The 13995-nt window shown below is 70.5% G+C and carries 11 protein-coding genes; 3 read left to right on the top strand and 8 right to left on the bottom strand.

From position 1 onward, the window contains the following. Nucleotides 1-366 carry a VOC family protein gene (locus tag SLW55_RS00320; protein ID WP_295908617.1) on the bottom strand — a complete coding sequence of 122 codons (366 nt, stop codon included), beginning with the start codon at nucleotides 364-366 and terminating at the stop codon, nucleotides 1-3. Between the two features lie 114 nt (nucleotides 367-480). Here SLW55_RS00320 and mmuM point away from each other — a divergent pair, with 114 nt between their 5' ends. Continuing rightward, on the top strand, nucleotides 481-1419 hold the full coding sequence (gene mmuM, locus SLW55_RS00315) for a homocysteine S-methyltransferase (protein WP_267099119.1): 939 nt from the start codon (nucleotides 481-483) through the stop codon (nucleotides 1417-1419). 347 nt (nucleotides 1420-1766) lie between these two features. On the opposite strand, the gene SLW55_RS00310 is transcribed toward mmuM, so the two are convergent. The 7 genes from SLW55_RS00310 to trxA form a co-directional block, all read right to left on the bottom strand. Further along, nucleotides 1767-3644: a DUF885 family protein gene (locus SLW55_RS00310; RefSeq protein WP_150410298.1), complete on the bottom strand. Its 1878-nt coding sequence runs from the start codon at nucleotides 3642-3644 to the stop codon at nucleotides 1767-1769. Nucleotides 3645-3843: 199 nt separating this feature from the next. Then, entirely contained in the window at nucleotides 3844-4617 is a 774-nt protein-coding gene (locus tag SLW55_RS00305) for a queuosine precursor transporter (RefSeq protein WP_320744284.1), read from the bottom strand. A gap of 5 nt (nucleotides 4618-4622) precedes the next feature. Beyond that, the gene (locus SLW55_RS00300; protein WP_017910205.1) at nucleotides 4623-5300 is read right to left on the bottom strand and encodes a DUF502 domain-containing protein; all 678 of its coding nucleotides are present in this window, start codon (nucleotides 5298-5300) and stop codon (nucleotides 4623-4625) included. A gap of 214 nt (nucleotides 5301-5514) precedes the next feature. Further along, nucleotides 5515-5964: a DUF4442 domain-containing protein gene (locus SLW55_RS00295; RefSeq protein WP_320744283.1), complete on the bottom strand. Its 450-nt coding sequence runs from the start codon at nucleotides 5962-5964 to the stop codon at nucleotides 5515-5517. Then, nucleotides 5961-7616 (bottom strand): CHASE2 domain-containing protein, encoded by a 1656-nt coding sequence (locus tag SLW55_RS00290; RefSeq protein ID WP_320744282.1) that lies wholly within the window; start codon nucleotides 7614-7616, stop codon nucleotides 5961-5963. Before SLW55_RS00290 ends, SLW55_RS00295 begins: the two co-directional genes overlap by 4 nt. An 11-nt stretch (nucleotides 7617-7627) precedes the next feature. Further along, entirely contained in the window at nucleotides 7628-9304 is a 1677-nt protein-coding gene (locus SLW55_RS00285) for a FecR domain-containing protein (RefSeq protein WP_320744281.1), read from the bottom strand. Between the two features lie 160 nt (nucleotides 9305-9464). Beyond that, nucleotides 9465-10325 (bottom strand): thioredoxin, encoded by an 861-nt coding sequence (gene trxA, locus SLW55_RS00280; protein ID WP_267093757.1) that lies wholly within the window; start codon nucleotides 10323-10325, stop codon nucleotides 9465-9467. 154 nt (nucleotides 10326-10479) lie between these two features. Between trxA and SLW55_RS00275 the strand changes: the two genes are divergently transcribed. Together SLW55_RS00275 and leuS are read left to right on the top strand one after the other, a co-directional pair. Further along, nucleotides 10480-11103 carry a DUF998 domain-containing protein gene (locus SLW55_RS00275; protein ID WP_320744280.1) on the top strand — a complete coding sequence of 208 codons (624 nt, stop codon included), beginning with the start codon at nucleotides 10480-10482 and terminating at the stop codon, nucleotides 11101-11103. A 221-nt stretch (nucleotides 11104-11324) separates the two neighbouring features. Further along, the gene (gene leuS, locus SLW55_RS00270) at nucleotides 11325-13967 is read left to right on the top strand and encodes a leucine--tRNA ligase (protein WP_320744279.1); all 2643 of its coding nucleotides are present in this window, start codon (nucleotides 11325-11327) and stop codon (nucleotides 13965-13967) included. Nucleotides 13968-13995: the final 28 nt, after the last annotated feature.

Raw genomic sequence — 13995 nt, 5'->3', positions numbered from 1 at the left:
TCATCGGCACAGCGCCTGGCCGAACTGCAGTACATGGCCGTCCGCATCGTGGATCGCGAACTCGCGCATGCCGTAGTCGAAGTCTTGCAACGGATAGACGATGCGCCCATGCGGATGCAGCCGCTGCCACCAGGCATCGACCTCGTCGGTGCGGAAGTACAGCGAGCAGGCGACATCGGAGACGGTTGCATCGTCCTCCGACAGTCGCGTGGCCAGCATCAGCGCCAGTGGACCGTGCCGCAGCGACACCCAGCCCGCCGCCACCGTGCCGCTGTCGAGGCGAAACGCCAGCGTTTCGGTGTAGAACGCCAATGCCCTGGTCAGGTCGGCACAGCGCAGCATCGGGGTCAAAGAAGTGAAGGTCATGGGTTGACCCGGCGCGAGCGAGGGAAGCGATCCATCTGCGGAGGATAGCGCAGCGTCGCGACCGTGCCGCCGCCGTCTGCGACACTGCGCATTCCATCGCTGCGAGGCCGCGCCATGCCGCACAACCCGCTTGCCGCGCTGCTGGCCGAGGACCGGTGCCTGGTGCTCGACGGCGCGCTGGCCACCGAACTGGAGCGTCGCGGCTGCGATCTGCGCGATCCGCTGTGGTCGGCGAAGATCCTGCTGGAACAGCCGGACCTGATCCGCCAAGTGCACCAGGATTATTTCGCCGCCGGTGCACAGTGCGCGATCACCGCCAGCTACCAGGCCACGCCGCAGGGGTATGACGCACGCGGGATCGACCTCGTGCAAGCGCATCGCTTGATCGCACGCAGCGTCGAACTGGCGCAGCAGGCACGGCAGGCGCATCTCGCGCGGCATCCGCAGGCGGATGCCTTGCTGGTCGCCGGCTCGGTCGGTCCGTATGGCGCCTACTTGGCCGACGGGTCCGAATACCGTGGCGACTACACGTTGCCGCAGGCGGTATTGCGGGACTTCCACCGCCCGCGCATCGCCGCGTTGATGGAAGCCGGCGTGGATCTGCTGGTCTGCGAGACGCAGCCGTCATTGGCGGAAATGGTGGCATTGCTGCAGGTGCTGGAGGAGTTTCCTGGGGTTGTCGCCTGGTTCGCCTGCACCCTGCGCGATGCCACGCATCTCAGCGACGGCACGCCGTTGCGCGAGGTGGTGGCGTTGCTCGACGGCCATCCGCAGGTGGTCGCGCTCGGCGTCAACTGCGTCGCGCCGTCGCTGGCCACTGCGGCGTTGCGTCATCTGGCGACGCTGACGCGGTTGCCGCTGGTGGTGTATCCGAACGCGGGCGAGCGCTACGACGCCGAGCGCAAATGCTGGCAGGCCGACAGCGCCGATGCCGGCGCCCTGGTCGACCACCTCGCCGCCTGGCGTGCGGCCGGCGCCCGCCTGATCGGCGGCTGCTGCCGCACCACCCCGCAGGACATCGCGCAGCTGGCGCGGCGTCTGGCATCGTCTTAGAGAGGGCGGGTCGCCTTGCACGCGACGGCGCGATGCCTTCGCCGTCGGTTTTCAGTGGGTGTCGGCGCTGATCGATCGCCTTGGCCGTTTGTGGGAGGGACTTCAGTCCCGACGCCCTTCACTACAACGCGTCGGGACTGAAGTCCCTCCCACAATGGGTTCGTGCGCGCTCATGTCCTGGTGGAACTGGCGTGCTATCTGCCTCCGTGCGGCGGCTGCTTTCCCGTAGGGGCGGCTTCAGCCGCGACCGGGCTTCACCAGCACGGCACCATCGCGGCTGAAGCCGCTCCTGCGACGATCCCGCGACGCCTCAGGTCGCATGTTCCGCCGAAGGAGCGGCTTCCCGCTCACCCCTTCTTCTTGCTCGCCACCCAGCGCTCGATCTTTTCCTGCAGCACGTTCAGCGGTACCGAGCCATCCTTCAGCACTTCGGCGTGGAACTCGCGGATATCGAACTTGTCGCCGAGTTGCGCGCGCGCGTAGTCGCGCAGTTGCATGATCTTCATCTCGCCGATCTTGTAGGACAGCGCCTGGCCGGGGATGGCCATGTAGCGCTCGGCCTCGGCTTCGGCGTCGGTGCGGCTGGTGGCCGAGTTCTGCAGCATGTAGTCGATCACCTGCTCGCGGGTCCAGCCCTTGCTGTGCAGGCCGGTGTCCACCACCAGGCGGATCGCGCGCCACAGCTCGTTCTGCAGGTAGCCGAAATAGTTGTAGGGATCCTGGTACAGGCCCAGGTCCTTGCCCAGCGATTCGGCGTACAGACCCCAGCCTTCGATGAAGGCGGTCTCGCCGCCGAAGCGGCGGAACTTGGGCAGGTTGGTCAGCTCCTGCTGCAGGCCGAGCTGGAAGTGGTGGCCGGGAATGGCCTCGTGCAGGTACAGGTCTTCCGCATCCCAGGTTTTGCGGCTGGGCAGGTCGTAGGTGTTGACGTAGAAGATGCCGGGGCGGCCATCCTCGCTGGGACGCATGTACGAGCCGCTGGCGGCCGACTGCGCGCGGTACGGCTCCACCGGGCGGATCTCGAACGCGGCCTTGGGCTTGAGCGAGAACATGCGCGGCACCGCCGCGTCGACCCGGCCTTCCAGGCCGCGGTAGTAGCTCAGCAGCTCGTCCTCGCTCTTGAAGGTGAAGCGCTTGTCGGTCTGCATGAACTTGAAGAACTTCTGCATCGAGCCGCGGAAGCGCACCTGCTTCATCACCGCCTGGATCTGGCCCTGGATGCGCGCCACCTCGTCCAGGCCGATCTGGTGGATCTGGGCGGGGGTCAGGTCGGTGGTGGTGCTCTGGCGCACGTTCCAGGCGTACCAGGCATCGCCGCCGGGCAGGGCGCCGATGCCGGCGGTATTGCGCGTGGCCGGCAGATATTCGGTGGCGATGAAGCCGCGCAGCGCGCGGTAGGCCGGCATGATCCGGTACTCGATCATGCGCTTGTATTCGGCGGTGATGCGCTGCTTCTCGGCCTCCGGAATGTCCGCCGGCAGGTTGCGCACCGGGCCCCAGAACAGGCTCTCCTCGGCGGTGGGCTTGATGATCGCATCGAGCTGCGGCAGCACCTTCTCCATCAACGCGCGCGGCTGCACCACGCCGGCCTTCATGCCTTCGCGCATGTTGGCGATGGCCTGGTCGAACAGCGCCGGGATGCCGAGCGCGCGCCGCGACCAGTTGTCGTAATCCTTGACCGTGCGGAACGGCTGCGCGCCGGTGCCGGAGCCGAGCATCACCATGATGCTGCCGACGTTGTAGAACTGGTTCACCGGCTGCATCCAGCTCGGGTACTTCTCCGCCTCCAGCGCGTTGCGCGCGTCGCCGACGAAGATCTCGTAGCTGAGCAGGTCCTGGCCGCTGAGGCCGTCCTTGCCGATCGCCTCGGCCTTGCCCAGCCACTCCACGGTGAAGTCGTGCGACTGCTGGCGGAACGCAGCCGAGAGGAAGTTCGGCAACTGGTCGTTGTAGCGGCTGTCGCCCTGGAAGGTCGCCTGCAGCGGATTGAGCTTGAGCGAGGCTTCCCAGTAGTCGTCGTACAGCCGGTTCAGCTGTTGCGCCTTGGTCAGCACCACCGGGGCCGGCGCCGGCCGCGCCTTGCGGGCCTTGCTGGCCTTGGCGCGGGTCTGCGCGGTGGTCTGCTTGGTGGTCTTCTTCTTGGCCGCGTCCGCCGGGGCCGCCAGCGACAGGCTCAGGGCGGTGGCGATGGCCAGGGACAGCAGGCGGGAAAAGCGGGGCGGCATTGCGGGCTCCAACGACAAGCGAGCGGGGAGCTTGCCCGATCCGCACCGCCGAGGCCACCCATGGCCGCTGCCTGCGGGCGCCCACCGCCCTGTCGCGGGCGGGCGCCGTGTCGCGACGGGCCAGGCGGCAGCGGCCTCTGCGGCGCTGCACGATGGCCGCGCGCAAGCGCGTGCGGTGCGCTCGCGCGTGTGCCGGCGTTCAGTCGGCGGCGGCTTCCTCGCGCAATTGTTCGGCGCGTTCGGGGGTCAGATAGTCGGTGATCAGCCGCCGCATCAGGTACAGCAGCGGGATCAGCAGCACCGCCAGCAGCATCTTGCAGATGTAGTTCAGCGTGCTCACCGCCAGGAACAGCTGCATCGACCAGTGCTGCGGGCCGAGCACGAAGGCGATGTAGATCACCACGAAGCTGTCGATCAGCTGCGAGACCGCGGTGGAGCCGGTGGCGCGCAGCCACACGTGCTTCTCCCCGGTCACGTTGCGGATGCGGTGGAACACCGCCACGTCGATCAGCTGGCCGGCCATGAATGCGACCAGCGAGCCGGCGATGGTCCACATGCCCTGGCCGAACACCGCGGCGAACGCGGCCTGGTAGTCGGGCACGCCCTGGTGTTGCGCGGCGGTGACCCAGAAGCCGGCTGGGGCCAGCGCGATCGCGGCGAAAGCGAACAGGAAGCCATAGCCGATCAGCGCCACCGCCAGCCAGGAGATGAAGCGCACGCCGCGGCGGCCGAAGAACTCGTTGATGGTGTCGGTGAGGATGAACACCAGCGGCCACAGCAGGGTGCCGGCGGTGAAGTTCATCGAGCCGATCTGCCCGAACAGGTTCCAGTTCAGCGGCGCGATGCCGAGGGTGTCTTCCAGGGCGAAGATCTTGACCCCGATGAACTCGGCCAGCGCGGCGTTGACGCAGAAGAACGCCGCCAGGGCGATGAACAGCCGGACCGCGCGATCGTCGAGCGTGCCGCGGCGCATCGGCGTCAGCGGTCCACGGTGCGGGTGAAGGGCACGCTCTCCGGCGACACCGCGCCGCCGGAGATGATGAAGCTCATGGCCTGGTCCACGCTCCAGTCGGTGGGCGTGAGCAACTCGACCGGCACGATCTCCAGGTAGCCGGAGGTCGGGTTGGGCGTGGTCGGCACGTACACCGCGGCCAGCTCGCGGCCGGTGCCGTGCTCCTTGATCACCCGCGTCACCAGGCCCACCGACTTCATGTCCCGGTGCGGGAAGTCGATCAGCACCACGCGCTGGGTGCTGCCGGGCTGGGTCTGCAGGATGTCCACCAGCTTGCGCACGCTGTCGTAGACCACGCTGGCCAGCGGGATGCGGCGCATCACGGCCTCGAACCAGCGCAGCAGGCGCTGGCCGATCATGCGCCGGCTGAGGATGCCGACCAGCAGGATCACCGCCAGGGTGGCGATCAGGGCGATGGTGTTCTGCACCCATTGCGCGGTGGCCCAGCCCAGCTCGCGCGGGAACGAGGCGGCGATGCGCACCGACAGCGGCACCACCCAGGGGCTGCTGATGCCCGAGAGCAGCACGAACACGAACTTGACCACCACCCAGGTCAGCCAGATCGGCAACAGGGTCAGCAGGCCGGTGAAGAACAGCCGTTGCAGGGACGGGCGGGGGGCGGGAGCGGAGAGATCGGGCGACATCCGCGTAGTGTAGCGGCGCGTGATGGCCGTTGGTGCGGCGCCGCATGGTCTCGCGGCGCGGCCGTGCAGCTGCGATTGGGCCGGGGCCCGCCCATGCGGCCCGCCTTGCGACGCCGCGCACGCTGACGGCGCGGTCGGTATCGCATGCGATGTGTACCCGCCTGCGTGCGCAGAGGCGGCGCCGGCCTTGGCGAACCCGCGGGCGGCAGGCGCGCTAACGCGGCGGCTTGCGCTTGACGTACAGCTGCTTGCGCGTCCGCGCCACCACCTCGCCCTGGGCGTCGACCACGTCGGTCTCGAACCAGCGCAGATGCTTGTCGCCGCTTGCGGTGGCCGCGCGCAGTTCGTCCAGCAGGGCCTGGTCCAGATCGAACCGCGCGCTGACCGTGCCGCGGCCCGGGCGCACGAACTCGATGCTGCCGGCCTTGTCCCAGACGTAGTAGTCGCGCCCCAGGGTCTGCATGGTCAGCAGCATCCAGAACGGATCGGTCATGGCGAACAGGCTGCCGCCGAAATGGGTGCCCACGTAGTTGCGGTTCCACGGCCGCATGCGCAGTTCGACCCGGGCGTGGCGGTAGTCCGCGCTCAGTTCGGTCACATGGATGCCGGCGCACAGGAACGGCGGCCACAGGTTCAGGCCCAGGCGGAACAGCGATGGCTTCATTGCGCGGCAGTGGGTGGATCGGAGTGCGGCAGGTTACCAGACGCATGCGTATGGTGTGCTGGTGTCGCGTCGCTGAGCGCGTAGCCGTCGCGTCCGTCGCGCTTGACCCGGTACAGCGCCGCGTCGGCGGATTCGAAGAACGCGCGCTCCGACGTGAGCGCTGTCGCGGTGGCGCTGTGCACGCCCAGGCTGGCGGTGATGGCGACGCTGCCGTTCGGCGCGCGCAGCGACAGCCCGCGGATCTCCTCGACCAGCGCCGCGGCGATGCGGCTGGCATCGGCGGCATCGGTGGCGGGCAGGATCATGGCGAACTCGTCGCCGCCAAAGCGCGCGGCGACCTCGCGCGGATGTCGTGCATGCCGCGCCACCGCGGCGGCCACCAGCTTCAGTGCGCGGTCGCCGGTGCGATGGCCCAGGGTGTCGTTGTAGCGCTTGAAATGATCCACATCGACGATGATCAGCGTCAGCGGCCGGCCGCTGCGCCGCGCCTCGTCCAGCGCCTGGGCGAACGCCTGTTCGAAGCCGTGGCGGTTCACCAGCCCGGTCAGGGCGTCGCGATGCGCCTGGCGGCGCCAGCGTGCCGCGTGCAGGCACAACTGACCGGCGGCGACGATGGCCAGGGCGAGCAGGGCCGCCCCTGGCGCGAACCAGCGGCTGCCGAGCAGCAGCCACAGCAGGCTGCCGCCGGCGACCACCGCCATGCTCGCCAGCGGCACCAGCCAGCGCCGTCGGCGCCCACCGGCGCACTGCGTGCCCAGGCAGGCCAGCAGCACCAGCAGCGTGGACCCGGCCACCTGGGCAGTGCGCGACGACGGCAGGATCGGGTCGCCGCGCAACAGCATCGCCGCGACGTTGGCCTGGTATTCGGGCGCGCTCATCCAGCGCGCATCGGACATCGGCGTCATCACCCGCTGCCCCAGACCGGTGGCGGTGACGCCGACGATCGCCAGGCGTCCGCGCAGCGACTGCGGCGGAATCCGGCCCTGCACGACGTCGACGTAGGACACCTGCGCGAACGCTGCCGACGGCGCGGCGAAACGCAGGCCGACGTAGTCCGCGCGATGCCAGGCATAGGGTGCGTCGGTGGTGGCCGGCGCCGGCGGCAGCGCGCGGCCGGTGAGGGCCGCGGCCAGCGCCGGCCAGTGCGCACTGCCGAGCCCGGCGCGCAGGTAGACGCCGCGCGCGATGCCGTCGGCATCGACGGCGAGGTCGGTGTGCGCCAGCGCCGCCGCGGCGGTGGCGATGGCGGGGATCGGCAGCAGCTCCTGCGGCATGTCCGCACCGCTGGCGCTGCCGATCACCGGCAGCACGGTGCGGCCATTGCGCCGCAGCGCCGCGGCCAGGCGCGCATCGTCGTCGGCGTGTTGCAGGTCGGGTTCGCTGAACAGCAGATCCAGCGCCACCCGCTCGGTGCCCGCTGCGCTGAGCCGGTCGAGCAGGCGCGCGTGCAGGTCGCGTCGCCATGGCCACTGGCCGAGTGCCTGCAGGCTGCGGTCGTCGATGGCGATCAGCAGCATGCGCGGATCGGCCGGACGCGGCGCCTGCGCGATTGCCGCGTCGTACAGCGCGTTGTCCAGTCGCCCGGTGACATCGCCCAGGCTCAGTGCCGCGGCCAGTGCGGCTGCGGCGAGCGCCACCAGAACGTGTCGCAACAGCGCGCCGTTCACAACGCCAGCCACAGCAGCAGCGCGCCGCCGGCCGTGCCGAGCTTGCAGTAGCGGCAGGGCAGGTCCAGCGTCTGCGGCGTCGAGAACGGCGCGGCCTCGCCGTCGGCGTCCAGGGTCTGGATGCGCACGTACCAGGTGCCGCGGCGCGGCCGCGGCAGCGCGACCTGCGGCTGGGTCACGGTGCGTTCGAGCAGGCCGCGGCGGAACGCGGGATCGCGCGCCAGCTGCACCCGGTAATGGTGCGCGTCCGGATCCGGCTGCCAGCGCAGGGTCAGCGTGCTGCGCTCGGCCTGCGCCGGCGCCAGGCCGGGATCGACCGGCGTATCGCTGAGATGCAGCGTCAGCGCCTGCCCGAACGGGCCTTGCCGGCCTTGCGCATCGCGCGAGGCAAGGCGCCAGAAGTAGGTGCCGGGCGGCAGGGGCTGCGGCGCGCGCAGATGGGTCGCGTCGGTCTCCTGCTCCAGCAGCAGGTCCTGGAACTGCGCATCGCGCGCCACTTGCAGCACGCTGCTGGTCGCCTCCGGGTTGCGGGTCCAGGCGAAGCGCGGCCGCGCGATGCGCAGTTGCTGCTCGTGCAGCGGCTGCACGGTCAGCGGCGGCAGCGGCGTGGCCGAGACCTGCAGCGGCTGCTCGGCGTCCTCGCCTTCCACGCCAGTGGCGGTGACGCCACGCAGCAGCAGTCGCAGGTCGCCGGCCGGCAGCGCGTCCAGCGCCAGTGCGGTGGTCTCGGTTTCCTGGGCGAAGCGCAGCACCTCGCGTTGCTGCGCGTCCACCGCCTCGAGGCGGTAGTGGCTGGCGCCGGCCAGCGGCGCCCAGGCGAGCAGGTAGGGCGGACGCTGCAGGCGACTGTGCGCCAGGTCCAGGATCGGCGCCGGCAGCAGCGCTTCCTGCCGCGGCGCCGACCCGGTGGCGACCCGCGCCGCCTCGCCTGGCTGCAGCAGGCGCTGGCCGCCCTGGCCGGCGACGCGCACCGCGCCCTGCAGCACCTCGGTGCTGGCGAACGCGCTGTCGCTGCCGGCGCCGACCCGGAAGCGGGTGCCGCGCACACTGCTGGTGCTGGACGGGGTCTGGATGATGTAGCGCGAGGCGGGGCCGGTGGCGGGGATGACGTCGTTGCTGGTGCGACCCTTCTCCAGCCGCACCCGGGTATCGACCATGCCGGTGGCGCCGTAGCGGACGAGCTGGTCGAAGCGCACCAGGCTGTTCTCGCGCACCTGCATGCGCGAGCCGTCGGCGAACTGCACGGTCGCGCTGGCATCGGCACCGGTCTGCAGGGCGCTGCCGATCGGCAGCGGCATGCCTTGCTGCGCCGAGAGCGTCGCCCGGTCGGCGGTCTGCACGCTGATCTGTCCACGCAGGGCGACCAGCCGCGCCGGCGCCGGTTGCATGCGCAGCCAGGCGATCGGAAACCGCAGGCGCGATCCCGGCACCAGCCGCTGCGGATCGGCGACTTGGTTGTGCTGGCCCAACCGCGCCCAGTCCATGCCCGGGCGCAGATACAGCCGGCCGAGATCCCAGAGCGTATCGCCGGGGCGCACCCGGTAGTGCCAGTCCTGCGCCATCGCAGTGGGGGCGAGCAGCAGGCCAATCCAGCACAGCAGGCCGACCAGTCTGCGTGCGCCTGCCCACGAGGTGCGGGTGGGCGAGGCCATGCGGCGATCGAACTGGTTCACGGCATACATCCGGCAAAAGACCAGGCCGGCGCTGCCTGCGGGGCTGCAGGCGGCGTTCGTCCCTGATCGCGGCATCCTGGGGTCAGGCCGGGTCGCGTCCGTCCGTCCGTCGCAGCGGCTGGAGACGCCGTAGTCAGCCGCTGGACCTGAGATTGTAATCTCAGAACAACAGGGCGGACATCTTCCGACGGTACTGCCCGACCAGATCCTCGTCCTCGATCACCCGGAACGCATCGATCAGCGCCTTCTTCGGCAGGCCGTCCTCGAACGTGCGGTCCTGGCGCAGCATCTCCAGGAACTGTTCCAGCGCGGCCGCGTCGTCGCCGCCGACAAGGTGGCGCACGCCCAGCAGGTAGCGCGCCTTGAGATCGGCCGGATCCTGCGCCAGCGTGGCCTGCAGGGTCTCCAGCGGCGGGGCGGCCTGCAGCGCGCCGACGAAGCCCAGTCGCGCCCGTGCCCGCACCGCGCGCTCGTCGGTGGCGAGATTGGCCGGCAGTGCGTCGATCAGGGTCTCGGCCTCGGCGGCGGCGCCGACCTTGACCAGGGCCAGGGCCAGATCCAGCTTCAGTTCGTCCTTGTCCGGCTCGGCCGCCACCGCCTCGCGCAGGCGCTGTACCTCGGCCTGCGGATCCAGCGGCGCCGCCGGCACGTCCTCGGCCGGTTCCTGCGCCGCCAGCGGCGCGATCCCGTGCTGGGTCAGGAACTCGCGCAACTGGCCCTCCGGCAGGGCGCCGGGGAAGCCGTCGACCAGTTGCCCGCCCTTGACCAGGAACACGGTCGGCACCGAGCGGATCTGGAACGCCGCCGCGATCTGCTGCTCCTGGTCCACGTCGACCTTGGCCAGCACGAAGCCGCCGTTGTACTCGGCCGCCAGCTTTTCCAGGATCGGGCTCAGGGTCTTGCACGGGCCGCACCAGGGCGCCCAGAAGTCCACCAGCACCGGGGTCTGCAGCGAGCGCTGCAGCACGTCGGCTTCGAAGGTCTCGGTCTTGGCGTCGAAAACGTGGGGCGTGTCGGACATGGGCAGTGTCATCGCAGGCGAGAGGACGCTCTGTATGGAGGCGTCGCGGCGCCGATGCAAGGGCGGCGCCGCCACGCCGCGCGTGCCGGCCGCGGCCGCAGCGGCGACAATGCCGGGCTGGAGGCGCCATGGCGGCGCGAAAGGACGGGAACGGATGGGCGAGGTGAGCGAACGGGTGCTGCGCTGGATCGGGCCGCTGCTGGCGGTGGCCTCGGTGGCGGCGATGCTGGGCTTCGGCGCGGTGCTGCCCGGCTATCTGCCGTGGTCGCATCCGCTGGCCCTGCTCGGCGCGCGCGGCATCCCGCACGCCTGGGCGTTCAACCTGTTGGCATTCGTGCTGCCCGGGTGCCTGGCGATGGCGCTGGCGCTGCGGCTGCTGCGCCGCGCCGGCCGCCACGCGCCCTGGTCGCTGCGGGTCGGTGGGCAGTTGCTGCTGTTGGCCGGCCTGGCCTTCGCCGGCATGGGCCTGCTGCCGCTGGACCCGACCGACCTGGAGGCGCGCGCGACCGAGTTGCATGCCAGCGCGTGGTTGCTGTGGGTGGTGGCGCTGGTGGCGGCCGCGGCCCTGCTGGGGCTGGGCGCGCGCCGCGATCCCGCCGCGCGCGGCTGGGCCGCGCTGGCGTTGGCAATGGCGTTGCTGGCGGCGCTGGGCGCGTTCGCGCTGGACCGGCTGCTGTCGCCGGCGCTGGCGCAGCGGCTGGTGTTCCTGCTGTGGTGGGGCTGGCTGGCGCTGCTGGCCTGGTGGCCGGGGCCAACGAGGGTCCCGCACCGCGGCTGACCCGGTCGGACTTGCGCAGTCGGCCGTCGAGGTGGGCTGCGGCAGGGGCGATGCCGGCGTGCGGCCCGGCGTCGCCAATCGCGTTGCAGCCGCGGTTCCGGCGCCTGCCAGGCGCCGCCGCGGCGTCCCGCGCCGCTGCCGCCCGTCGCCGGGATTGGAGCGGCTTGCCGCGCTACGGTACCCTTGGCCGCTTTGTTGCCGCCTGGCCCTTGCCCGTTTCCATGTCCGCCGTCGAGCCCACCGCCTACGACCCGCAGCAGGTCGAATCCTCCGCCCAGCAGTTCTGGGACGCCACCCGCGCCTTCGAGGTCGACGAGACCTCCGACAAGCCCAAGTTCTACTGCCTGTCGATGCTGCCGTACCCGTCCGGGGCGCTGCACATGGGCCACGTGCGCAACTACACCATCGGCGACGTGATCAGCCGCTACCAGCGCATGATCGGCAAGAACGTGCTGCAGCCGATGGGCTGGGACGCGTTCGGCCTGCCGGCCGAGAACGCGGCGATCAAGAACAAGACCGCGCCGGCGAAGTGGACCTACGCCAACATCGACCACATGCGCAGCCAGCTCAAGTCGCTGGGCTATGCCATCGACTGGTCGCGCGAATTCGCCACCTGCCGGCCCGAGTACTACGTGCACGAGCAGCGCATGTTCACCCGGCTGATGCGCAAGGGCCTGGCCTACCGCCGCAACGCGGTGGTCAACTGGGACCCGATCGACCAGACCGTGCTGGCCAACGAGCAGGTCATCGACGGCCGCGGCTGGCGCTCCGGCGCGCTTGTCGAAAAGCGCGAGATCCCGCAGTGGTTCCTGCGCATCACCGACTACGCGCAGGAACTGCTGGACGGCCTGGACCAGTTGCCGGGCTGGCCTGAGTCGGTCAAGACCATGCAGCGCAACTGGATCGGCCGCTCCGAGGGCCTGGAGATCCAGTTCGACGTGCGCGACGCCGACGGCAGCGCGCTGGACCCGCTGCGCGTGTTCACCACGCGCCCGGACACGCTGATGGGCGTGACCTTCGTGTCCATCGCCAGCGAGCACCCGCTGGCGTTGCACGCGGCCAAGTCCAATCCCGAGCTGGCCGCGCTGCTGGCCGAGCTGAAGCAGGGCGGCGTCTCCGAAGCCGAACTGGAAACCCAGGAAAAGCGCGGCATGGCCACCGGCCTGACCGCGGTGCACCCGATCAGCGGCGAGCAGGTGCCGGTGTGGGTCGCCAACTTCGTGCTGATGGGCTACGGCACCGGCGCGGTGATGGCGGTGCCCGGCCACGACCAGCGCGATTTCGAGTTCGCCAGCAAGTACGCCCTGCCGATCCGCCAGGTGATCGCGCTGAAGGCGCCGAAGAACGACGACGAGCGCAGCTACGACCCGAGCCGCTGGCAGGACTGGTACGGCGACAAGACCCGCGAGCTGGAACTGGTCAATTCCGCCGAGTTCGACGGGCTGGACTTCCAGGGCGCGTTCGAGGCGCTGGCCGAGCGCTTCGAGCGCAAGGGCCAGGGCCAGCGTCGGGTCAACTACCGCCTGCGCGACTGGGGCGTCAGCCGCCAGCGCTACTGGGGCTGCCCGATCCCGGTGATCTATTGCCGGAGCTGCGGCGCGGTGCCGGTCCCCGAGGACCAGTTGCCGGTGCTGCTGCCGGAGAACGTGGCCCTGAGCGGCACCGGCTCGCCGCTGAAGACCGACCCGGAATGGCGCAAGACCACCTGCCCGCAGTGCGGCGCGGCGGCCGAGCGCGAGACCGACACCTTCGACACCTTCATGGAGTCGAGCTGGTACTACGCGCGCTACACCTCGCCCGGCGCCAAGGACATGGTCGACAAGCGCGGCAACTACTGGTTGCCGGTGGACCAGTACATCGGCGGCATCGAGCACGCGATCCTGCACCTGATGTACTTCCGCTTCTTCCACAAGCTGCTGCGCGACGCGCGCCTGGTGGACAGCGACGAGCCGGCGACCAACCTGCTGACCCAGGGCATGGTGATCGCCGAGACCTTCTACCGGCAGAACCCGGACGGCTCCAAGGACTGGATCAACCCGGCCGACGTGGACGTGCAGCGCGACGACAAGGCGCGGGTGATCGGCGCGGTGCACCGCGGCGACGGCCAGCCGGTGCTGATCGGCGGCACCGAGAAGATGTCCAAGTCCAAGAACAACGGCGTGGATCCGCAGGCGATGGTCGGCAAGTACGGCGCCGACACGGTGCGCCTGTTCTCGATGTTCGCCGCGCCGCCGGAGCAGTCGCTGGAGTGGAACGAGGCCGGCGTGGACGGCATGGCGCGGTTCCTGCGCCGGCTGTGGGCGCAGGTGCACAAGCATGTCGCCGACGGCGCCGCGCCGGCGCTGGACCCGGCCGCGCTCAACGCCGAGCACAAGGCGCTGCGGCGCAAGACCCACGAGACCATCGGCAAGGTCGCCGACGACTACGGCCGCCGCCACAGCTTCAACACCGCCATCGCCGCGGTGATGGAGCTGACCAACGCGCTGGCCAAGTTCGACGACGCCGGCGATCAGGGCCGCGCGGTGCGCCAGGAAGCGCTGGAAGCGGCGGTGCTGCTGCTCAACCCGATCACCCCGCACGCCAGCCACGCGCTGTGGCAGGCGCTGGGCCATCCGGCGACGCTGCTGGAGGACGTGCCGTTCCCGCAGCCGGACCCGGCCGCGCTGGTGCGCGACGCGGTGACCCTGGCGGTGCAGGTCAACGGCAAGCTGCGCGGCACCATCGAGGTCGGCGCCGACACCCCGCGCGAGCAGATCGAGGCGCTGGCCCAGGCCGAGCCGAATGCGGCCAAGTTCCTGGAAGGCCTGAGCATCCGCAAGATCATCATCGTCCCCGGCAAGATCGTGAATCTGGTGGCGGCGTGAGCCGGCGCGCCGCTGCGGCCGCGTCGCG

Source organism: Xanthomonas sp. LF06-19, assembly GCF_034105425.1.
Taxonomy (GTDB): Bacteria; Pseudomonadota; Gammaproteobacteria; order Xanthomonadales; family Xanthomonadaceae; genus Xanthomonas_A; species Xanthomonas_A sontii.
This window is presented reverse-complemented; position numbering and strand designations above follow the sequence as displayed.